The 21,449-nt window shown below is 71.2% G+C and carries 19 protein-coding genes; 10 read left to right on the top strand and 9 right to left on the bottom strand.

Annotated elements, in window-relative coordinates:
• Window position 1 precedes the first annotated feature (1 nt).
• Window positions 2-1,648: a M4 family metallopeptidase gene (locus ACR68M_RS10690; RefSeq protein ID WP_441250211.1), complete on the bottom strand. Its 1,647-nt coding sequence runs from the start codon at window positions 1,646-1,648 to the stop codon at window positions 2-4.
• 508 nt (window positions 1,649-2,156) lie between these two features.
• On the opposite strand from ACR68M_RS10690, the gene ACR68M_RS10685 reads away from it, so the two are divergent.
• Window positions 2,157-2,675: a MarR family winged helix-turn-helix transcriptional regulator gene (locus tag ACR68M_RS10685; protein WP_441250210.1), complete on the top strand. Its 519-nt coding sequence runs from the start codon at window positions 2,157-2,159 to the stop codon at window positions 2,673-2,675.
• A gap of 58 nt (window positions 2,676-2,733) precedes the next feature.
• The gene (locus ACR68M_RS10680; RefSeq protein WP_441250209.1) at window positions 2,734-3,066 is read left to right on the top strand and encodes a DUF3817 domain-containing protein; all 333 of its coding nucleotides are present in this window, start codon (window positions 2,734-2,736) and stop codon (window positions 3,064-3,066) included.
• Between the two features lie 49 nt (window positions 3,067-3,115).
• Here the strand turns inward: ACR68M_RS10680 and ACR68M_RS10675 are convergent, their stop codons facing one another.
• Complete coding sequence (locus tag ACR68M_RS10675) at window positions 3,116-4,084, bottom strand: hypothetical protein (RefSeq protein WP_441250208.1); 969 nt, start codon at window positions 4,082-4,084, stop codon at window positions 3,116-3,118.
• A 209-nt stretch (window positions 4,085-4,293) separates the two neighbouring features.
• On the opposite strand from ACR68M_RS10675, the gene ACR68M_RS10670 reads away from it, so the two are divergent.
• The gene (locus ACR68M_RS10670; RefSeq protein ID WP_441250207.1) at window positions 4,294-5,979 is read left to right on the top strand and encodes an acyl-CoA mutase large subunit family protein; all 1,686 of its coding nucleotides are present in this window, start codon (window positions 4,294-4,296) and stop codon (window positions 5,977-5,979) included.
• Between the two features lie 140 nt (window positions 5,980-6,119).
• Here the strand turns inward: ACR68M_RS10670 and ACR68M_RS10665 are convergent, their stop codons facing one another.
• Entirely contained in the window at window positions 6,120-7,472 is a 1,353-nt protein-coding gene (locus ACR68M_RS10665) for a sensor histidine kinase (RefSeq protein ID WP_441250206.1), read from the bottom strand.
• Window positions 7,469-8,155, bottom strand: coding sequence for a response regulator transcription factor (locus ACR68M_RS10660; protein ID WP_441250205.1), 687 nt, complete (start codon window positions 8,153-8,155; stop codon window positions 7,469-7,471). The genes ACR68M_RS10665 and ACR68M_RS10660 overlap by 4 nt, the downstream gene beginning before the upstream one ends.
• Window positions 8,156-8,219: 64 nt before the next feature.
• Here ACR68M_RS10660 and ACR68M_RS10655 point away from each other — a divergent pair, with 64 nt between their 5' ends.
• From ACR68M_RS10655 to ACR68M_RS10645, 3 genes are all read left to right on the top strand, one after another.
• The gene (locus ACR68M_RS10655; protein WP_441250204.1) at window positions 8,220-9,380 is read left to right on the top strand and encodes a UDP-N-acetylglucosamine--N-acetylmuramyl-(pentapeptide) pyrophosphoryl-undecaprenol N-acetylglucosamine transferase; all 1,161 of its coding nucleotides are present in this window, start codon (window positions 8,220-8,222) and stop codon (window positions 9,378-9,380) included.
• Complete coding sequence (locus ACR68M_RS10650; protein ID WP_441250203.1) at window positions 9,377-10,375, top strand: SDR family NAD(P)-dependent oxidoreductase; 999 nt, start codon at window positions 9,377-9,379, stop codon at window positions 10,373-10,375. Before ACR68M_RS10655 ends, ACR68M_RS10650 begins: the two co-directional genes overlap by 4 nt.
• A gap of 152 nt (window positions 10,376-10,527) precedes the next feature.
• Window positions 10,528-10,770: a hypothetical protein gene (locus ACR68M_RS10645; protein ID WP_441250202.1), complete on the top strand. Its 243-nt coding sequence runs from the start codon at window positions 10,528-10,530 to the stop codon at window positions 10,768-10,770.
• 21 nt (window positions 10,771-10,791) lie between these two features.
• Here the strand turns inward: ACR68M_RS10645 and ACR68M_RS10640 are convergent, their stop codons facing one another.
• Window positions 10,792-11,457: a TetR/AcrR family transcriptional regulator gene (locus ACR68M_RS10640; RefSeq protein WP_441250201.1), complete on the bottom strand. Its 666-nt coding sequence runs from the start codon at window positions 11,455-11,457 to the stop codon at window positions 10,792-10,794.
• A 420-nt stretch (window positions 11,458-11,877) separates the two neighbouring features.
• Between ACR68M_RS10640 and ACR68M_RS10635 the strand changes: the two genes are divergently transcribed.
• The 3 genes from ACR68M_RS10635 (at window position 11,878) to ACR68M_RS10625 (ending at window position 14,938) form a co-directional block, all read left to right on the top strand.
• On the top strand, window positions 11,878-12,891 hold the full coding sequence (locus ACR68M_RS10635) for a tetratricopeptide repeat protein (RefSeq protein WP_441250200.1): 1,014 nt from the start codon (window positions 11,878-11,880) through the stop codon (window positions 12,889-12,891).
• Between the two features lie 676 nt (window positions 12,892-13,567).
• Complete coding sequence (locus ACR68M_RS10630; RefSeq protein ID WP_441250199.1) at window positions 13,568-14,242, top strand: DUF6230 family protein; 675 nt, start codon at window positions 13,568-13,570, stop codon at window positions 14,240-14,242.
• A gap of 186 nt (window positions 14,243-14,428) precedes the next feature.
• Window positions 14,429-14,938 carry a DUF6114 domain-containing protein gene (locus ACR68M_RS10625; RefSeq protein WP_441251573.1) on the top strand — a complete coding sequence of 170 codons (510 nt, stop codon included), beginning with the start codon at window positions 14,429-14,431 and terminating at the stop codon, window positions 14,936-14,938.
• A 430-nt stretch (window positions 14,939-15,368) separates the two neighbouring features.
• Here the strand turns inward: ACR68M_RS10625 and ACR68M_RS10620 are convergent, their stop codons facing one another.
• Window positions 15,369-15,899, bottom strand: a complete 531-nt coding sequence (locus ACR68M_RS10620) for a hypothetical protein (protein WP_441250198.1) — start codon at window positions 15,897-15,899, stop codon at window positions 15,369-15,371.
• Between ACR68M_RS10620 and ACR68M_RS10615 the strand changes: the two genes are divergently transcribed.
• Window positions 15,898-16,431, top strand: a complete 534-nt coding sequence (locus ACR68M_RS10615) for a hypothetical protein (protein WP_441250197.1) — start codon at window positions 15,898-15,900, stop codon at window positions 16,429-16,431. The genes ACR68M_RS10620 and ACR68M_RS10615 overlap by 2 nt on opposite strands.
• A 78-nt stretch (window positions 16,432-16,509) precedes the next feature.
• On the opposite strand, the gene pyk is transcribed toward ACR68M_RS10615, so the two are convergent.
• The 3 genes from pyk to pta all read right to left on the bottom strand — a co-directional run bounded on the left by pyk (window position 16,510) and on the right by pta (window position 21,379).
• Window positions 16,510-17,940 (bottom strand): pyruvate kinase, encoded by a 1,431-nt coding sequence (gene pyk / locus ACR68M_RS10610; protein WP_441250196.1) that lies wholly within the window; start codon window positions 17,938-17,940, stop codon window positions 16,510-16,512.
• A gap of 107 nt (window positions 17,941-18,047) precedes the next feature.
• The gene (locus tag ACR68M_RS10605; RefSeq protein ID WP_441250195.1) at window positions 18,048-19,256 is read right to left on the bottom strand and encodes an acetate kinase; all 1,209 of its coding nucleotides are present in this window, start codon (window positions 19,254-19,256) and stop codon (window positions 18,048-18,050) included.
• On the bottom strand, window positions 19,253-21,379 hold the full coding sequence (gene pta, locus ACR68M_RS10600; protein WP_441251572.1) for a phosphate acetyltransferase: 2,127 nt from the start codon (window positions 21,377-21,379) through the stop codon (window positions 19,253-19,255). The genes ACR68M_RS10605 and pta overlap by 4 nt, the downstream gene beginning before the upstream one ends.
• Window positions 21,380-21,449 lie beyond the last annotated feature (70 nt).

The raw sequence follows: 21,449 nt of genomic DNA, 5'->3' as shown, positions 1-21,449 counted from the left end.
ATCAGCTGACGCTGACCCCGGCCCAGGTCGCGGCGACGGTCTTGTACTCGGTGCTGGTGGCACCGTAGAGGTCGGCCGTGGCGCTCAGGGTGGCGGTGCGGGCGCCGTGGTAGTTGGTGGTGGAGATCATGTAGGTGGTCAGGGCGCGGTACCAGATCTTCAGCGCCTTGTCCCGGCCGATGCTGGTGATGCTGGTGCCGTTGCAGGTCGAGCTGTTGTAGCTCACGCCGTTGACGGTCTTCGCGCCGCTGCCCTCGGACAGCAGGTAGAAGAAGTGGTTGGCGACACCGGACGAGTAGTGCACGTCCAGGTTGCCGACGCCGTTGTACCAGCAGTCGGCCGAGCCGCCGTCCTTGGAGGGCTTGTCCATGTAACGGAGCGGCGTGCCGTTGCCGTTGAGGTTGATCAGCTCGCCGATCAGGTAGTCGCCCTTGTCGGCGGCCAGGTTAGCGTAGAACTCGACGCCGGTGCCCATGATGTCGGAGGTGGCCTCGTTGAGGCCGCCGGACTCACCGGAGTAGTTCAGGTTCGCGGTGTTGGCGGTGACGCCGTGGCTCATCTCGTGGCCCGAGACGTCCAGTTCGGTCAGCGGGTGGGTGTTGCTGGCGCCGTCGCCGTACGTCATGCAGAAGCAGGAGTCGTCCCAGAACGCGTTGACGTAGTTCTTGCCGTAGTGGACGCGGCTGTAGGCGCCGACTCCGTCGTTGCGGATGCCGTTGCGGCCGAAGGTGTTCTTGTAGAAGTCCCAGGTGACGGCTGCGCCGTACTGGGCGTCCACGGCGGCGGACTGGGTGTTGGAGGCCAGGCCGGTGCCCCAGGCGTTGTCGGCGTCCGTGTAGAGGGTGCCGTTGCCGGAGGTCCGGCCGCTGAGGTTGGTGGTGTACTGGTTGCCGCGGCTCGCGTCCTTCAGCTGGTACGTGCTGCCCGTGTAGTTGGTGGTCAGCGGCACGGAGCCGACGAACACGCCCTTGCCGGTGCCCGCGGCGGCGGCGGTCTGGATCTCCTCGTGCGTGGAGATGACCGCGCCGGTGGCGGCGTCGGTGACGAGGATCTGGCGGCTCGGGGTGCCGTCGGCGCGCATGCCCTCGACGGTCGTCCGGTAGGCCAGCCGCGGGGTGCCGGAGGCGGCCCAGACGACCAGGCCGGCCGCGCCGGTCTTGTCGACGGAGCTGAGCGCGGCGTTGTCGGCGTCCTTGACCTGGCCCAGGTCGGCCTTGACGGACCCGGTGGCCTGCGCGGCCGCGGCGGCGGCGGACAGCTTCGGCGTCAGGCTCGGCAGCGTGAGCTGCTGCTCGGTGGCGCGGTCGACGGACTGCACCGTGCCGTTGGCGTTCTGGTGCACGACCAGGTCGCCGCCGATCACCGGCAGGCCGCCGTAGGTGCGCTCGTAGCGCAGGTGGCGGGTGCCGTTCGCGTCGATGGTGGCGTCCTTGGCGACCAGCTGCTCCTGGCTGCCGAGGCCGATGGCGCGCGCGGTGGTCGCGGCCTGGTTGCCGAGATCGGCGATCAGGGCTGCGTGCTGGCGGCCGGCCGCACTGTCCGAGACGGGGCTGGGGATGGCCTGTGCCGTGCCGGCGCTGACCTGGATGGCGCCCGCCAGAATGGCCGAGGCGGAGAGAACGGCTCCGACTGTCAGCTTGCGCTTCATGTACGGATTCCTTCCGGTACAACCGCGTGTGCGCGGTCGCGTCTCGTTCCGGGGCACCGGAGTTGGCACCTGCTGGGGCGGAACGGTCGCTGACGTGCTGCTCCGTGCGGTCACGCGACGGCGGCCTGTGGGGTGGGGAGGCCACTGTCGAACGGGGCTGGCCAGAAGCATGACAATCCAGCTGATGAAATGACAGGTCTGAGGCAAGGATTGGCAAAATCCCGCCAGCAGAAGGTCAGCGGGGGCGGGTTGATCGACCGTCAAAATATCGGGCAATTCCGGACAAACCACCTGGGCGGTCAAGGGTTTCTGTCCGAACGGAGGCTGAATTGTCGTTGAATTCGTGCAACGAAGGCCGCTGGTCAGGACATTGCCGGAACATTGCGCCCGTACAGCATCCGTATGTGACCGGGGAGCGGCAGTGGCGGGACCTCGCCACAGTCCCCCGCTTGTCCAGCATCGTGGACACCTGCTACCCGTATCCGGCCCCGCCGGTACGGTGGGCGGCGTGGCAAAGCCCCTCGCACTCGACTTCGACCCGATCGCCCGCGCCGACGAACTGTGGACCAACAGGTGGGGCGGCGTACCGGCCATGTCCGCGATCACCTCGGTGATGCGGGCCCACCAGATCCTGCTGTCCCGGGTGGACGCGGTGGTCAAGCCGTACGGGCTGACATTCGCCCGCTACGAGGCGCTGGTGCTGCTCACCTTCAGCCGCACCGGCGAGCTCTCGCTCTCCAAGATCGGCGAGCGGCTGATGGTGCACCCGACCAGCGTCACCAACACCATCGACCGGCTGGTCCGGGCCGGGCTGGTCGCCCGCCGCCCCAACCCGCTCGACGGCAGGGGTGTGCTCGCCGCCATCACCGACCAGGGCCGCGAGGTGGTCGAGCAGGCCACCCGTGAGCTGATGGCGGTGGACTTCGGCATGGAGGGCTACAGCGCCGCGCAGTGCCACGAGGTCTTCGAGCTGCTCCGCCCGCTGCGGGTGGACGCCGGGGACTTCACGCCGCCTGCGGGGGAGTAGGGGTCGGCGGGGAGGGGTGCGGCAAAAGCACCCGAAGCGGACGGTTACCCTCGTTGGCATGAAGCAGAGTGTGCTGACCCGCTACCGGGCCATGGCGTATGTCACGGGTGTCCTCCTGATCCTGCTGACCCTGGGCGTGATCGCCAAGTACGCGCTCGACGTCTCGGGTGCGGCCGGCTTCACCACCGCCGTCGGCATCGCGCACGGCTGGCTGTACGTGATCTACCTGGTGTTCGCCTTCGACCTGGGCACCAAAGCGAAGTGGCCGATGGGCAAGCTCGCCTGGGTGCTGCTCGCCGGGACGATCCCGACCGCCGTGTTCTTCGTCGAGCGCAAGGTCTCCCGCGAGGTCTCCGGCCTGGTCGAGACCCCGGAGGCGGTCGGCGCCTGACCGCTCCCGCTCTCCCGGCGCCCTCTCCGTCCTCGGAGGGGGCGCTTTTTCATGCCCTCGGCCACTGCGGTCGAGTCCGAAGCCAGTACGACCGGGCGGCGGCGATCAGGGCGATCCCGTACCCGGCGAATGCGGTCATGCCGATCCAGGCCGCCAGCAGGACGTCGTGCGTGGAGTGGAAGTCCCCGCTTCGCATCGTCACCACCCCGGCCGTGGCGAGCGCCGTGTAGCCGACCCCGATCACGCCGTACGGGGCGAGGGTGGCGGCACCGACCAGCGCCGGAGCCAGTGGGAGCCAGCGCGGGACGCGTCGGCCGCGCAGGAACACCGTCCAGCGCGGGAAGACCATCCCCCAGGGGCGGACCAGCCCCCACAGCAGGAACACGCCGAGAGCGGCCAGCAGCGTCGTGCCGTCCAGCCCCCAGGACTCCAGGGTCAGCCAGATCCCGGAAGCACCGTTCCGCTTGGATATCGCCGTCCCCTCCTGTCCGGAGACTCCGGCGAAGGTGCCACCGGTTGCCCAGATCAGCTTCATCACCGTGTAGGGAATGAAGGCCGCCGTCCCGGCGCAGGCGGCGAATTGGATCGGCCGGGAAGCCGCCGAGGGCGCCGGGAGAGCCGCCGTGCCCGATGGGCGGTGGTCGGACCGGGCGGTGGCCGCGATCAGGACAACCCCTGCCGCAGCCAGTGCATGGTTGGCGGCCGCTGCCCAACTGTCCACCCCTTGGCCGAAGATCAGCGTGATCACGTCCATCAGCAGGCTGAACGCCGCGATCGCCACCAGCCCGCAGACCACCCAGAGCAGGGCCCGCAACGCCGGTCGCAACCCGAAGCGAGCAACCGCTCCGCCGGCCAGCGCCGCCAGCGCGCCGACCGCTGAAACGGCCCAGCCGAGCGCGGAGGGTCCGGCGATGCTCCCGTGGACCAGCAGCCGGGTCCCGCTCAGTGCGCAGGCCAGACCGAAAGTGCCGTACGCCACGGCCCAGCACATCATCGTCTTCCGTACCGCGTTGGTCATGTCCTGAGCGTCGCACCGTGGACGACGGCCCGGCGTCGACCGCCTGAACGATGCCTCCTCCCTCTGCGGGGGGAGAGTCGCATGCTGTCCTCCGACGCGCTGCCTGCGGCCATCGACATTTACTAGGACGTCCGAGTAAATTGGTAGGACGTCCTACTAGCTGTGCCGTCTCACGCCGTGGCGGCCGTACGGAGTGGAGTGCGGAGTCGATGGACGCCGACGAGATCGAGGCCGGCCGCCAGCGCTGGCAGCAGCGGTACGACCGGGCCCGCAAGCGGGACGCGGACTTCACCACCCTGAGCGGCGACGACGTCGCCCCCGTTTACGGCCCGCCCGCCGGGCAGCCGGTCGAGGGCTTCGAGCGGATCGGCTGGCCCGGCGAGTACCCGTACACCCGCGGCCTGCACGCCACCGGCTACCGGGGACGGACGTGGACCATCCGGCAGTTCGCCGGCTTCGGCAACGCCCAACAGACCAACGAGCGCTACAAGATGATCCTGGAGGCGGGCGGCGGCGGCCTCTCCGTCGCCTTCGACATGCCGACGCTGATGGGCTACGACTCCGACGACGCCAAGGCGCTCGGCGAGGTCGGCCACTGCGGCGTCGCGATCGACTCCGCCGCCGACATGGAGGTGCTGTTCGACGACATCCCACTCGGCGGTGTCACCACCTCGATGACGATCAGCGGCCCGGCCGTGCCGATCTTCTGCATGTACCTCGTCGCCGCCGAGCGCCAGGGCGTCGACCCGGGCGTGCTCAACGGCACTCTCCAGACCGACATCTTCAAGGAGTACATCGCCCAGAAGGAGTGGCTCTTCGCCCCCGAGCCGCACCTGCGCCTGATCGGCGACCTGATGGAGCACTGCGCCGAGGGCATCCCCGCCTACAAGCCGCTCTCCGTCTCCGGCTACCACATCCGCGAGGCCGGGGCGACGGCCGCGCAGGAGCTCGCCTATACGCTCGCGGACGGCTTCGCGTACGTCGAGCTGGGCCTCTCGCGCGGCCTCGACGTGGACGTCTTCGCGCCCGGCCTGTCGTTCTTCTTCGACGCGCACCTGGACTTCTTCGAGGAGATCGCCAAGTTCCGCGCGGCCCGCCGGATCTGGGCCCGCTGGATGAAGGAGCGCTACGGCGCCAAGACCGACAAGGCGCAGTGGCTGCGCTTCCACACCCAGACGGCCGGCGTCTCGCTGACCGCGCAGCAGCCGTACAACAACGTGGTGCGTACGGCGGTGGAGGCCCTGTCCGCCGTGCTCGGCGGCACCAACTCGCTGCACACCAACGCCCTGGACGAGACGCTCGCACTGCCCTCCGAGCAGGCCGCCGAGATCGCGCTGCGCACCCAGCAGGTGCTGATGGAGGAGACCGGCGTCGCCAACGTCGCCGACCCGCTGGGCGGCTCCTGGTACGTCGAGGCGCTGACCGACCGGATCGAGGCGCAGGCCGAGGAGATCTTCCAGCGCATCCTCGACAAGGGCCGCGAGGACCACCCGATCGGCCCGATCACCTCCGGCATCCTGCGCGGCATCGAGGAGGGCTACTTCACCGGGGAGATCGCCGAGGCGGCCTTCCAGTACCAGCAGTCCCTGGAGAAGGGCGAGAAGCGGGTCGTCGGCGTCAACTGCCACCCCCGCTCCGTCACCCCCGAGCTGGAGATCCTCCGGGTCAGCCACGAGGTCGAGAAGGAGCAGGTCCGCGTCCTCGCCGCCCGCAAGGCCGCCCGCGACGAGACCGCCGTCCAGGCCGGGCTCACCGCCATGCTCGACGCTGCCCGCTCCGGCGACAACATGATCCCGCCGATGCTCGCCGCCGTCCGCGCGGAGGCCACCCTCGGGGAGATCTGCAACGCGCTCCGCGACGAGTGGGGCATCTACCGCGAGATCCCGTCCTTCTAGGCACCCGGCCTACCGGGTAGGGGCGCGGGGAACTGCGCGATCAAGCACCCACGAAGGTGCACGGTTGATCGCGCAGTTCCCCGCGCCCCTGTTGTGGTTGCCCTGAGCTCGCACAGTTCCCGCCCCTGTTGTGGCTGCTCTCAGCCGAACATGACCCGGAATGCTGTGCCGCCACCCGCTGCGGCTTCGGCCGTCAGGCCGAAACCGTGGGCGTGGGCGATCTGCCGCGCCATCGCCAGGCCGAGCCCCGAGCCCGGGAGGGCCCGTGCGGTGGAGGAGCGGTAGAACCGGTCGAAGACGTACGGCAGGTCCTCGGCCGCGATCCCGGGGCCGTGGTCCCGGACGGTCAACTCGTGGGCGGTGAGCGTCACTTCGACGGCGCCGCCGGGTGGGCTGAACTTCGCCGCGTTGTCGAGCAGGTTGGCGACCAGCCGGGTCAGCCGGGCCGGGACTCCGGGCATGGTCGGGTCGCCGACCGCCGCGTACGAGAAGGTGACCGCCGGCCAGTGGCCCCGGGCGGTGTCCACGCAGTGCTCCACCAGCCCGTCCAGCCGGACGGGTTCGACCAGTGGCTGCGGTTCCTCGTCCCGGGCCAGCTCGATCAGGTCGTTGACCAGGCCGGTCACCTCGCGGAGCTGCCGCTGCAGCCCGGCCGTCGCCCGAGCCCGCTGCTCCTCGGTCAGCCGCTCCGAGCGGGCCAGCAGTTCGGCGTTGGTCCGCAGGGCCGTCAGCGGCGTCCGCAGCTCGTGCGAGGCGTCCGCGACCAGCCGCCGCTGCGCGGTGACGGACTGTTCGAGGGCGCCGAGCATGGTGTTGAACGTCCTTGCCAGCCTGGTGAGTTCGTCCTCGCCCCGGCCTGGCGGCAGGTCGATCCGGACGCCTGCGTCCCGGGTCGCCGCGATCCGCTCGGCGGTCGAGGTCAGCCGGGCGACGGGAGCCAGGCCCGTCCGGGCGACGGCGTAGCCGAGGCCGCCCGCGAGCAGGATGCCGGCGCCCGCCACCACCGCCATCAGCTCCCCGGCCTGGGTGATGCCCTTCTGGACGGCGTCCGACCGCAGCGCGACCTGCACCGCCTGGCCGCTGCCGAACGGCGTGGTGAGCATCCGTGCGGGGTGCCCGCTGACGGTGACCTGGCTGTAGTAGCCGCCGCGCTCGCCCGCCGCGACCTGCCGGGTCGCCGCCGTGACAGGCAGTAGGTACGGCATGGGCGGGTCGGCGGAGGGGCTGGCCGGCACGATCTGGGTGCAGGCGGGTGCGGCGAGGTAGCCGCACTCGCCGTACACCACCTGCGGGCCCTGGCCCCGGTACTGCTGCTGGACGAGTGTCGCGTGCTGGGTCAGCGTCAGGTCGAGCTGATGCACCAACTCGTAACGGATGATGGTGAATCCGGCTGCGCAGACCCCGAGTGTGACGACCGCGACGGCCGACGAGGTGACCAGTGCCAGCCGCGTCCGCAGCGGCCGTCGTCGCCGCCACCCGGCATGCGCCCTCACTCCGTGCCCAGCCGGTAGCCGACGCCGTGCACGGTGTGCACCAGCCTTGATTCGCCGCCGGCCTCCAGCTTGCGGCGCAGGTAGCCGATGTACACCGCAAGCGAGTTGGAGCCCGGACCGAAGTCCGCACCCCAGACCCGCTCCATGATCAGCTCGCGCGGCAGGGCCTGCTCCGGGTTGAGCAGCAGCAGTTCGAGCAGGGCGAACTCGGTGCGGGAGAACTCCAGTGCCCGTCCGCCCCGACGGCCCGTCCGGCCGGCCGGGTCGATGGTCAAGTCGCCGTAGCTGTAGGCCTGTTCGCTGTCGGCCGGGGCGGCGCGGCGGAGCAGGGCCCGCAGCCGGGCGGTCAGCTCGTCCAGGGCGAAGGGCTTCACCAGGTAGTCGTCGGCGCCCGCATCCAGCCCGTCCACCCGGTCGCTGACGGAATCCCGGGCGGTCAGCACCAGGATCGGCACCCGGTCGCCCACCGCCCGCACCCGGCGGCAGAAGGCCAGGCCGTCCAGCGTGGGCATCATCACGTCCAGCACGACGGCATCCGGCTGCCAGGCCGTCAGCTCACCCAGCCCGGCCAGCCCGTCGGGCGCACCCCGCACCGCGTACCCCTCGACGGCCAGGCCGTCCTCGACGGCGGCCCGCACCTCGGGGTCGTCGTCCACCACCAGCACCTTCGGCGCACCACTCATGCGGACAACCTTCTCAAACCGCGCTATTAGAACTCTCTTACCTCGCCCGGCCAGGCTCCTCGGCATGACAGAGAACAGCTTGTCCGTGGTGATCGGGGCAGGTGGCACCGGCGGCCACATCTACCCCGGCCTGGCACTCGCCGAGGCGCTGCGCCGTGCCGACCCGACGGCCGTGATCTCCTTCGTCGGCACCGACCGGGGCCTGGAGACCACGCTGATCCCGGCGGCCGGGTACCGGCTGCACCTCGTCGACATGATCCCCTTCGACGCCTCGCTCGGCCTGAAGCGGTACCTGCTGCCCGCCGCGCTGCTGCGCTCCGGCGCCCAGTGCCGGGAGATCCTGCGGGCCCAGGGCGCGCAGATCGCGGTCGGCATGGGTGGCTACCCGAGCGCGCCGGTGATCGTCGGCGCCCGGCTGGCCGGGCTGCCGAGCGTGGTGCACGAGTCCAACGCCGTGCCGGGCCGGGCGAACCGCTTCGCCGCTCGCCTCACCCCGCACCTGGCGCTGGCCTTCGACCGCACCCGGGCGCACCTCCCGGCGGGTGCCGCCGGCGCCGCCGAGACGGTCGGCATGCCGATGGTCGGCGCTGTCGCCGGGCTCGACCGGGCGGCGCTGCGGCCGGAGGCGCGCGCCCGGCTCGGGGTGGCACCCGGCGAGCGGCTGGTGCTCTTCAACGGCGGCAGCCTGGGGGCGGCCCGGCTGACCGAGGCAGCCGTCGGCCTTGCCGAACGCTGGTGCGGGCGCAGCGACGTCCGGCTGCTGGTCAAGACCGGCCCGGCGGCACTCGCCGAGGTGCAGGCCCGGCTGGCGGGCTCGCCCGTCGCCCGAGCCGTGCCCTACCTCGACCGGATGGACCTCGCGTACGCCGCCGCCGACCTGGTCGTCTGCCGGGCGGGCTCGGCGACCGTCGCGGAGCTGGCCAGCACCGGCGTGCCCGCCGTGCTGGTGCCCTACCCGCACGCCCCGCACGACCACCAGACCCACAACGCGCGCGTCCTCTCCGAGGCGGGCGCCGGGCTGCTGCTCCCGGACGGCGAGTGCACCACCGCCCGGCTCGCCGCCCTGGTCGAGCCGCTGCTCGCCGACCCGCTCCGGCTCGCCCTGATGAGCCGCGCGGCCGACCCGGGCACCCACGCCCACGCGGCGGACCTGCTCGCGGCCAAGGTGCTGCGAACGGCCGGGCGTACCAACCGACTTCACCACGAGCCCAGGAGGGCCGCATGAACACGCATCCGAACGACTGGCACGGCCGACGCGTCCTCGTCACCGGCGCCGAGGGCTTCATCGGCTCGACGCTGGTCGACCTGTTGGTCGAGCGCGGCGCGCGGGTGCGGGCGCTGGTGCACTACAAGCCGTACGCCGAACGCGGCTACCTCGCCCGGTACTTGGCGAGCGGCGAGGTCGAGATGCAGGCCGGTGACGTCCGCGACGCCGGGCGGGTGCAGGACGCCGTCGAGGGCTGCGACACGGTCTTCCACCTCGCCGCGCTGATCGGCATCCCGTACAGCTACCTCTCGCCCGAGGCGTACGTGCAGACCAACGTCGTCGGCACCCAGAATGTCGCCGCGGCCTGCCTGCGGCACGGCGCCCGGCTCGTCCACACCTCCACCAGCGAGGTCTACGGCACCGCGATCACCGCGCCGATCACCGAGCACCACCCGCTCCAGCCGCAGTCCCCGTACTCCGCCTCCAAGATCGGCGCCGACATGGCGGCCCTCGCGTACTGGCACTCCTTCGAGCTGCCGGTGACGGTCGTCCGCCCGTTCAACACCTACGGCCCCCGCCAGTCGGCCCGCGCCGTCATCCCGACCATCCTGGCCCAACTCCACTCCGGGGCCCGGGAGATCAGGCTCGGCTCGCTCACCCCGACCCGGGACTTCACCTACGTCACCGACACGGCCGAGGGCTTCCTCGCGGCGGCCGCCGCCGAGCGCGCGTACGGCGAGGTGCTCAACCTCGGCACCGGCACCGAGATCTCGATCGGCGCCCTGGCCGCCTCCCTGATCGCCGCCACCAACTCCGACGCCGAGGTCGTCGTCGACCCCACCCGCCTGCGCCCCGGCGGCAGCGAGGTCGAGCGCCTCCTCTCCGACAACACCAAGGCCCGCAACCTCACCGGCTGGCACCCCCGCACCCCCCTGCCGGAGGGCCTGCACCGCACCTCCACCTGGGTCGCCGCGAACCTCGAAGCCTTCGCCCCGGGCCGCTACCAGGTCTGAGTGGGCGGTGACCGTGGTGCGCCCTCGGGCAGACTGAGCTGGACGGCAAGGTTCTCGGGGGGATTCTGATGGGTCTGTACAGCCGCTTGAGAGTGCCCCGGCCGGCACCGTGCCCGCAGTGCGAGGGCGGTGCCGAGGTTGGGGGCGATCTCGTGATCCAGTTCCACTTCGGCAGTACGCGCTTGGACGTGTACTCGGTCGGCTCCGCGATCGACTGGGCGGGGAACAACAAGGGATCGCCCCGAGTGGGTCGGTTCGACGTCATCGGGTATCCCGAGCCCTGTGCCTCCTGCCGCTACGACGAGGAGGGGCTCTACCTCGTGGAATTCGACGGGGATGTGATCGCCGGCTTCCGTCCGGCGACCGAGGCGGACATGGCAGAGCTCGAATGGTGAGCCCCCGGCGGGGCGCCGGCGTCACCCCTCCGAGAGGGCGCCTGCCAGGTCGCGGAGGGGGTGGAGGAGGAGGGCGGTGAAGCGGTGGACCCACTCCGGGGTGACGGGCTCGCCGATGACGAGCATGCGGTGTTCGACGGTGCCGGCGATGGTGTCGAAGATGATGTCGATCTCGGCGCAGGCGGCGGTGTCGTCGCTGTCGGGGCGGAGTTCGCCGCGCTGCTGGGCCTGGGCGCGGCCCTGCTGGACGAGGTACTTCTGCGGGTCGACGATGCGTTCGCGGATGCGCTGCCGGAGTTCCGGGTCGCGGGAGCCCTCGGCGAAGAGGGCGAGCAGGGCCGCCTGGGTCTCGGGGCGGGCGAGCAGCCCGGCGAAGCGGGTGACGACGGATTCGATGTCGGCCTGCAGGCTGCCCTGGTCGGTCATCTCCAGGTCGTCGAAGAGGCTGGCGACGGCTTCGACCACCAACTCGTTCTTGGAGGGCCAGCGGCGGTAGAGGGTGGTCTTGGCGACCCCGGCCCTGGCGGCGACGTGGCCCATGGTCAGGCCGCCCCAGCCGAGCTCGGCGAGGGCGTCGCGGGTGGCGTCGAGGATGGCGCGGTCGGCGGTGGCGCTGCGCGGCCGGCCCTTGCCGCGTGGGGGTGCGGTGGAAGCCGTGGCGCCCGGCTGCCGGGTGGTGGGGGCCACCGTGCCTCCTTGCGGTTTACTTGCCGGTAACTTGCCTGAGGTTCGCAACGGTAGCGACATGTCGTCCTCCACGGCAGCCGGGCGGGTCGGGAAAGTGGGGCAGCTCACGTCCCCGGATGGCGAGACGGGCTTGCGACGGGGGGCCCCGATACAGTTACGCTACGACTCGTAGCGAAAGAGCGGCAACCGCGCGGGCAGGCCCAAGGGATCGGGCCGACGCGGGGCGCGGGTGGGGACTCGCGTCGGAGCTTGCGAACTACGTGAGGGGACGACGGCCACGCGGCCCGTACGGGGTGGAGAGCCCGCGCGGCAGGCGGCCGGACGGGAAAGAACGGGAAAGAAGTGCCCGGGGGCCAATCCGGTACGACCTTTCCCGGCGGTTGGCGCCCGTCACCCGCGCAAACGGGGGAGGATAGTGCCATGCAGCCACGGAATTCGCGTCTCAACAGCTCCGCCCTGCGCGGTGCGGTCGACCTCGCCGCAGTCAAGGCGGCCGGTGAGGCCGCCCAGAAGGCCGAGCAGGCCAGGGCCGAGCGGGCCCGGCAGGCCGCCGCCGCGGAAGCGGACGGAATCGCCCCGGCGGGGGCCCAGTACCCGCTCGTCCTCGATGTCACCGAGGACACCTTCGAGGTCGAGGTCGTGCAGCGGTCGGCCGAGGTGCCGGTCGTCGTCGACTTCTGGGCCGAGTGGTGCGGCCCCTGCAAGCAGCTCAGCCCGATCCTGGAGCGGCTGGCCGAGGAGTACTCCGGCCGGATCGTGCTCGCCAAGATCGACGTGGACGCCAACCAGCTGATCGCCCAGCAGTTCGGCATCCAGGGCATCCCGGCCGTGATGGCCGTCGTCGCAGGCCAGCTCGTCCCGCTGTTCCAGGGGGCCGAGAAGGAGGCCAACGTCCGCAAGATCCTCGACCAGCTGATCGCCGTCGCCGAGCAGCGCTTCGGGATCGTCGGCGGCACCGGCGCCCCGGCGGCCCCGGCCGGCGAGAGTGACCAGGACGGCTCGTACGCCCCCTACGCTCCGGAGGACCCGGCGCTCGCCGCGGCCCACGACGCCCTCGACCGGGGCGACCTCGGCGGGGCCGTCCAGGCGTACCAGAACGTGCTGGCCGACCAGCCCGGCAACGCCGAGGCCAAGCTCGGCCTCGCGCAGGCCCAACTGCTGCGCCGGGTCGAGGCGTTGGACCCGCAGAAGGTCCGCGCGGCGGCTGCCTCCGATCCGAAGGACGTCGCTGCGCAGCTGGATGCGGCGGATCTGGATCTCGTCGGCGGCCATGTCGAGGACGCCTTCGGCCGCCTGGTCGACACCGTCGGTCGGACGTTCGGCGAGGACCGGGACACGGCCAGGCTCCGGCTGCTGGAGCTGTTCGAGGTGATCGGCCCGGAGGACCCGCGCGTGACGGCTGCCCGGGGCGCCCTGGCGCGGGTGCTCTTCTAGGCGTTCCGAGAAGGCCAGGAGCGGCCCCGGTGGCACGGCGGATGACCTGCGGTGCCGCTGGTGATTTGGCGACAAAGCGGGCTTTAAGGCCGAGGTTTACCAAATCTTGACAACACCTCTTGGCGGTCACGTGAAGTGACCGCCAAGAGGTGTTTCGCCCCTGTTTCCAAGGAGTTTCGCGGGCACGAAATCTCCATTGTGTCACTCTGGGTAGTCGTGCCTCTGATTCCATGATCAACGACGTCTGTTGTTGGATTACCCGTCAGTAACGAACCCCTTGTGCTTCGCCCGGGATTCAAGCACGATCGGCGACGCCCGGTCCCCTCGCTGAGGGGGTCCCCACCGGGCGAGCCGAAGGCCCCGGCCGGAGGCAGGAGGGACAGGGGGGTATCCGCAGATCCCACATGCGGTTCCTGTACCTCGTAGCGGTCGCGCAGCCCGCGCGGTCGCTTGGTTGTCGCTCGGGGGTGATCGCCGGTGTCGTCGGTCGTACCCGCTGCCGTGGAGGCAGCCGGTGCACGGAGGGGGAGTGCCGCATGCGCGGCCGCTCCCGCATCCACCGATGCCCGAGGCGCTCTCCGCTACCGAGGACGTAGCTCTCTCCCATCCCAGGCGCGTACCCGTGCGACCAGCACCGGGGACGGCCGGAGATGTACGTCCTAGAAGGAGGACTCGCATGTCCAAGACTTACGGCAAGACCAGCTGGAAGCGCTTCGCCCTGGTGATGGTGCCCAGCCTCGCCGCGACCGCCGCGATCGGCGTCAGCCTCGCGAACAACGCGCTCGCCGCGTCGTTCGACGTTTCGGGCCAGAGCTTCAAGGTCACCACGGACACTCTGCACGGCACGCACTTCGCGCAGTTCGGCGCGGTCGACGTCGAGACCAACGGCACCCCGCACGTGGTTGCCGTCTCGGCTTTCGACACTGCCACGATCCACAACCTGTGCCAGTCGGTCGTCACCGACCTGGGCCCGCTCGGCAAGTGGACCCTGGTGCTGCGCGCCGGCCAGTCCGACGACCCGAAGAAGCAGGTCGAGGCCACCAACCTGCTGATCGACCTGAACCAGCTGAACGCCGACGCCGAGTTCAAGAACATCGACATCGGCCGGGACGCCACCTCCCTCACCGGTGACGCGACCAAGGGCTGGAAGGGTCACCCCCTCCCGGGCAACCCGAACCCGGGCCTGCCGACCGGCAGCCGCGGCTTCGCCCAGGCGGCCGACGAGGCCAACCTCAGTGGTGTCCAGCAGACCGCGTACGCCACCTCGGCCGGCACGTTCAAGCTCAACGGCCTGAACCTGAACATCGCCCACGGCGATGGCGCGGGCGTCGAGTGCTACATGCCCAAGTAGCCCTGACGGGGCGCTGACCCGGCTCCGGCCGGGTGAAGAACCAGAGGGACAGCCAGGTCGGCGGGAGCCGACCACGGCGGGTGGGGGCGGCTCGGACGAGCCGTCCCCTGCTCGCAGACCAGGACGTCTTCACCCTCGGACCCATTATCGAGGAGTTCCATCGTGACCAGTACAACTGCCCACGCCATGCCCGACGCCGAAGGCGCTTTCACCCGACTGCGGCTGGGGTTCCGCGCCTGGCGCCGTACGCGGCCGTTCTGGGGCGGCCTGCTGGCCGTGATCGCCGGGCTCCCGATCCTGTACTTCCCTTACGCGCACCTCACGGTCGGCGGGCTGACGGTCGCGATGTCGACCACCGCGGGCGCGGGCTCGCTGATCATCGGCCTGCTGATGATCGTGCTGGGCTTCACCGCGTGGTTCCAGCCGCTGGTGCGGATCTTCTGCGGTGTCGCCGTCACCATCCTCTCGCTGATCTCCATCCCGGTCTCCAACCTGGGCGGCTTCGGGATGGGCCTGATCCTCGGTCTCCTGGCCGGCGGGTTGCTGGTCGCCTGGGCGCCGCTGAAGGCCCAGTCGACGGGCCTGGCCGAGTCGGTGGCGCACGCGCCGGAGGCTGCCGCCGAGAACGTCGCAGAGCACCAGGCCGCAGAGCACCAGGCCGTCGAAGCGGCCACCGATCTTGGGGAGCAGAGGTGACCGACAGCGACGACCGGGCCGCAGTGCCGGGGCCCCGGCATGCCGCGCCGAGGATCAGTACCCGTAGCCGCCTGCGCGGACGGGCTCTGGCGATCGCGGCGGTGCCGACCGCGCTGCTGATGGGGACGATCCCCACTCTGGCGATGGCGGACACCCAGAAGAGCCATGCCTGCGCGAGCTCGCCGGACACGGTGCTCGAGGAGACCCCGGTACCGAAGAGCGAGCTCACCCCGGTGCCCAACCCGGTCGCTACGGGCGTCCCGAAGCAACTGCCGACCCCGTACCCGAGCGCGTCCGCCCCGAGTGCGTCCGCCCCGAGCGTTCCGGTGACCCCGGTGACGCCGACGGCGAACCCGGTGGTCTCGCACCCGGTGGTCGCGCCGCGTGCGGTGACGCCCCAGCAGGTTGCGGCCCCGCAGGTTGCGGCCCCTCAGGCGGTCTCGCCGAGTGCGTCGGCGGCGTCGGCAGCGTCGTCCCCGACGGCGATCCCGAGCCCCAGCAGCGTGTCCCCGAGCCCCAGCGCGTCCCCGAGCGCGGCTCGCGCGGGCGTGAAGGCGAACGACATCTTCGGCGACATCCTCGACATCCTCCACCTGGGCCCGAAGCCCACCCCGACTCCGACCCCCACGCCGACCGCGAAGCCGCCTGCCGGCCCCGCCCCTGCCCCGGCGAAGCCGTCGGTGCCGTCGGTGCCGACGACGCCGCCCGCCCCGGTACCGTCCTCGCCCAGCAGGGCCACGTCGCCCAGTGCGGGTACGAGCACCGCGCCTGCGGCGCCGCCCGCCGCCCCGGCCGCCGACACGGGTGCCGGTACGGGCGCGAGCGCGCCCGCCGCGGTGCCGAGCGCGAGCCCGAGCGGGTCGGCCGCCACCGGAGCCGGCCAGAGCGCCCCGGTGAGTGCGAAGCCCACGAGCGGTACCGCCGCGAAGTCGGACTCGCCCGTCAAGAACCCGAACTGCATGGTGGACACCCGCGCGCTGGCGGCCCGCCCGACCGACGGAGCGCACGTCGTCCCGGAGCAGAACTGGACGCTCCGCTCCACCCGGCTCGCCCTGCACGGATCGGTCTTCAACGGCGTGTACGACGTCAGGACCCCGAGCGGGACCAAGCGGGTGCTGAAGTTCACCACGGCGAGCGTCGACATCGGTGATCTCGACATGTCGACCATCGAGGTCCCCGGGAAGACCTTCCACGTCAAGAGCGCGCCGGGTTCGACCTCGACGATGCGCAACGGCCCGGTCACCATGTACGTGGAGAGCCTCTCCGGTCACCTGGCGGAGGTCCTCGGACTTCCCATCCCGATCGACCTCGGCGAGATCACCCTCACGCCGGACACCCTGCCGGAGTGGCTGTACGACCTGATCAGCACGGTGCCGATCCCGCTCGACCTCACATTGACCGGGGCCAAGGCCGTCCAGGCGGGTCAGTTCGGCGGAACTCTCAAGATCCCCGGCATGCGCCTCTTCAACGACGACACCCCCTACGAGCAGTAGTCGTCACCCCCAGGACAACGCCCGCGGGCGCCCCCTCCGTGCCGGGAGGGAGCGCCCGCGGGCGTTTTTGGCGTGCGTCTAGAGACCCGTGCGGGCGCCCAGGTGGTGGACCTGGACCATGTTGGTGTTGCCGGGGATGCCGGGGGGCGAGCCGGCGGTGACGATGACGGTGTTGCCCTCGTTCAGGCGGTTCAGCGCGAGCAGCTCGCGGTCGACCTGGACGACCATCTCGTCGGTGGTCTCGACCTGCTCGGTGACGTAGGCCTCGACGCCCCAGCTCAGCGAGAGCTGGTTGCGGGTGGCGGCGTCGGGGGTGAAGGCGATCACCGGGATCGGCGAGCGGTAGCGGGAGAGGCGGCGGGCGGTGTCGCCCGACTTGGTGAAGGCGACCAGGGCCTCGGCGTCGAGGAAGTCGCCCAGCTCGCACGCGGCGCGGGCGATCGAGCCGCCCTGGGTGCGCGGCTTGCGGCCCGGGTTGAGCGGCTGGAGGCCCTGGGCGAGCAGCTCGCCCTCGGCCTCCTCGGCGATCCGGCTCATGGTCTTGACCGTCTCGACCGGGTACTTGCCGACGCTGGACTCGGCGGAGAGCATCACCGCGTCGGCGCCGTCGAGGATGGCGTTGGCGACGTCGGAGACCTCGGCGCGGGTCGGCCGCGAGGCGTGGATCATCGACTCCATCATCTGGGTGGCGACGATGACCGGCTTGGCGTTGCGGCGGGAGAGCGTGATCAGCTGCTTCTGGACCAGCGGGACCTTCTCCAGCGGGTACTCGACCGCGAGGTCGCCACGGGCGACCATGATCGCGTCGAAGGCGAGGACGATCTCCTCCATCGCCTCGACGGCCTGCGGCTTCTCGATCTTCGCGATGACCGGGACGCGGATGCCGACCTCGTCCATCACCTTGTGCACGTCGTCGATGTCGGCGGCGTTGCGGACGAAGGAGAGGGCGACCATGTCGACACCCAGACGCAGCGCGAAGCGCAGGTCGTCCTTGTCCTTCTCGGAGAGGGCGGGGACGTTGACGGCCGCACCGGGCAGGTTGATGCCCTTGTTGTTGGAGAGCACGCCGCCCTCGACGACCACGGTCTTCACGCGGGGGCCGTCGACGCTGACGACCTCCAGTGCGATGACACCGTCGTTGATCAGCACCGGGTCGCCGGGCTTCACGTCGCCGGGCAGGCCCTTGTAGGTGGTGCCGCAGATGTGCTGGTCACCGGGGACGTCCTCGGTGGTGATGGTGAACTCGTCGCCGTTGTCGACGGTCACCGGTCCGTTGGCGAAGGTCGCCAGCCGGATCTTGGGGCCCTGGAGGTCGGCCAGGATACCGATGGTGCGGCCGGTGTCCCCGGCCACCTGGCGGACCTTCTGGTACCGGTCCTCGTGCTCCGCGTGGGAGCCGTGGCTCATGTTGAGTCGGGCGACGTTCATGCCCGCTTCGACGATGGCCTTCAGCTGTTCGTAGGAGTCCGTCGCCGGACCCAGGGTGCAGACAATTTTCGCTCGGCGCATATCCGTCAGTCTATCCGTTCGTGTTATAGGTGCATTCCGTTCGAAAGTACAGAAATCGCCGACGAACCATTCCGAGGCGTGGGACAGACAGCTGACATGTGGTCAGATCAGCTGCTCGTGTGGACGAGCGCGAAGGCCTGCCGGGCGATCTCCAGCTCCTCGTCGGTCGGTACCACCGCCACGGTGACCCGCGCGTACCCGGGCGAGATCACCCGGGCCTCACCGGACCGGACGGAGTTCAGCTCGGCGTCCACCGCGATGCCCAGTTCCTCCAACCCCGCCGTCGCGGCCGCCCGCACCGGCGCGGCGTTCTCGCCGACCCCGGCCGTGAACGCGATCGCGTCCACCCGGCCGAGCACCGCGTAGTACGCGCCGATGTACTTGCGCAGCCGGTGGACGTACGTGTCGAAGGCGAGCTTCGCGTCGGCGTCGCCCTGCTCGGCGCGGCGCAGGATCTCGCGCATGTCGTTGTCGCCGCACAGGCCCAGCAGCCCGCTGCGGCGGTTCAGCAGCGAGTCGATCTCATCGATCGTCAGCCCGCCGACGCGGTGCAGGTGGAAGACCACTCCGGGGTCGACGTCACCCGAGCGGGTGCCCATCACCAGGCCCTCCAGCGGGGTCAGGCCCATCGAGGTGTCCACGCAGACGCCGCCCGCCACCGCCGAGGCGGAGCCGCCGTTGCCCAGGTGCAGCACGATCACGTTGATCTCGGCCGGGTCCTTGCCGAGCAGCGCGGCCGTCGCCCGCGAGACGTACTGGTGCGAGGTGCCGTGGAAGCCGTAGCGACGCACCCGGTGCTCGTCCGCCACCGCCTTGTCGATCGCGTACCGGGCGGCGTGCTCCGGCATGGTCGCGTGGAAGGCGGTGTCGAAGACGGCGACCTGCGGCAGGTCCGGGCGCAGCGAGCGGGCGACCTCGATGCCGGTGATGTTGGCCGGGTTGTGCAGCGGGGCGACGGGGACGAGCCGGCGGACCTCGGCGAGCACCTCCTCGGTGACCAGCGTCGGCGCGGTGAAGCGCAGCCCGCCGTGCACCACCCGGTGCCCGATCACGGCCAGCTCGGGCGAGTCCAGGCCGACGCCGTCGGCGGCGAGCTCCTCGGCCACCGACTTGAGCGCGGCGGCGTGGTCGGGGAAGACCTCCAGGCTCTCCCGCTTCGACCCGCTGCGCGGCGTGTGCACCAGGCGGCCGTTGGCCTCGCCGATCCGCTCCACCAGCCCGGAGGCCAGCCGGGAGCCGTCGAGCATGTCGATCAACTGGTACTTGACCGACGACGAGCCGGCGTTGAGGACGAGGACCCGGGTGCCTGAGCTCACTGGGCGATTCCTTGGTTCTGGGCCTGGATGGCGGTGATGGCGACGGTGTTGACGATGTCCTCGACCAGCGCCCCCCGGGAGAGGTCGTTGACGGGCTTGCGCAGGCCCTGGAGGACGGGGCCGACGGCGACGGCGCCGGCCGAGCGCTGGACGGCCTTGTAGGTGTTGTTGCCGGTGTTCAGGTCCGGGAAGATCAGCACCGTCGCCCGCCCGGCCACCGCCGAGCCCGGCAGCTTGGTGGCGGCGACGTGGGCGTCGACCGCCGCGTCGTACTGGATCGGGCCCTCGACCAGCAGGTCCGGGCGGAGCGAGCGGACGATCTCGGTCGCCTTGCGGACCTTCTCGACGTCGGCGCCGGAGCCGGAGGTGCCGGTCGAGTACGAGAGCATCGCGACCCGGGGTTCGACGCCGAACTGGGCGGCGGTGGCGGCGGACTGGATGGCGATGTCGGCGAGCTGCTGGGCGTCCGGGTCGGGGTTGACGGCGCAGTCGCCGTAGACCAGGACCTTGTCGGCCAGGCACATGAAGAAGACCGAGGAGACGATCGAGGCGCCCGGCGAGGTCTTGATGATCTCGAAGGCGGGCCGGATGGTCGCGGCGGTGGAGTGCACCGCGCCGGAGACCATGCCGTCGGCGATGCCCTCCTGCACCATCAGGGTGCCGAAGTACGAGACGTCGGTGACGACGTCGAGGGCCAGCTCCACCGTCATGCCCTTGTGGGCGCGCAACTTGGCGTAGAGCTCGGCGAACTGGCGGCGCAGCGGGCTGGTCGCGGGGTCGACGATCTGCACCTGGGCCCGGTCGGCGGCCGGGTCGTGGGCGGGCAGCGTGATGCCGAGCCCGGCGGCCTTGCGGCGGACGGCCTCGGGCTCGCCGAGCACGGTGAGGTCGCAGATGTTGCGGCGCAGCAGCACCTCGGCGGCTCGCAGCACCCGCTCCTCGGTGCCCTCGGGCAGGACGACGTGCCGCCGGGCGGACCGGGCGCGCTCCAGCAGGTCGTGCTCGAACATCATCGGGGTGACCCGCTCCGAGCGGCCCAGCTCGATACGGCTCGTCAACTCGGCGGTGTCGACGTGAAGTTCGAAGAGTCCGAGGGCGATCTCGGCCTTCCGGGGGCTGGCCGAGCTGAGCTTGCTCTCCAGGTGGGTCAGGGCGGCGGCGGTGAGCCAGCTGCCCTCGGGGACGACGGCGACAGGTGTGCCGGGGGCGAGCCGGGCGGCCAGTGCCATCACGTTCGGGCCGGGGTGCTGGCCGAGGGTCAGCAGGACTCCCGCTATCGGCGGCGCCCCGGCGGCGTGCGCGGCGAGCGAGCCGATCACCAGGTCGGCCCGGTCACCCGGGGTCACCACCAGGGCGCCTTCGGTCAGCGCGTCGAGGAAGGTCGGCAGCATCGCACCGCCGAAGACGAAGCCCCGGACGTCCCGGGCCAGCCCGGCCGCGTCGCCGAGCAGCACCTCGGCGCCGGTCGCCTCGACCAGCTGGGCGACGGTCGGCGCCGCGAGCGCGACGTCCTCGGGGATGACGTACGCCGGGATGGGCAGCTTCGCGGCCAGGCCCTGCAGCACCTGCTGCTTGGCGGCCGGGTCGACCCGGTTGGCGATCATGGCGAGGGTCGAGCAGCCGAGGTCGCGGTACGCCCGGTGGGCGTTGCGTACCTCCGCGATCACCGCGAGCGGGTCCTCGTCGTGGCCGCCGACCACCGGCAGCACCCAGGCGCCGAACTCGTTCGCCAGCCGGGCGTTGAAGGCCAGCTCGTCGGGGATGTTGGTGTCGGCGAAGTCCGTGCCGAGCACCAGCACCGCCTGGCACTTCTTCTCCAGCGCGCGGAAGCGGTCGACCAGGGTGGAGACCAGCTCGTCCTGCCCCTGGGCGGCCTGGAGGGCGGCGGCCTCCTCGTAGGTGAGCCCGTAGAGCTCGGCCGAGGGGAGGTCGAGCCGGTACCGGGCCCGCAGCAGCTCGACGACGTGGTCGGAGCCGGCCTCGCCGGGTGCGTGGGCGTGCACCAGCGGGCGGAAGACACCGACCCGGTCGACCTGGCGGGTGAGCAGTTCCATGACCCCGAGCTCGACGGCCTGGCGGCCGTCCCCCCGGTCGATGCCGGTCACGTACACGCTGCGCGCCACCTGGGTCACTCCGTCTCCGTCGTCAGCCATCGGTCACATCGACCATACATTCGCATTCGGGGGTGGCTGT

Origin of the sequence: Kitasatospora sp. McL0602, assembly GCF_052076145.1 — a bacterium.
Classification (GTDB): Bacteria; Actinomycetota; Actinomycetes; order Streptomycetales; family Streptomycetaceae; genus Kitasatospora.
Note: the sequence above shows the minus strand (reverse complement) of the source record. Positions and strands in the feature narration are given on the sequence as shown.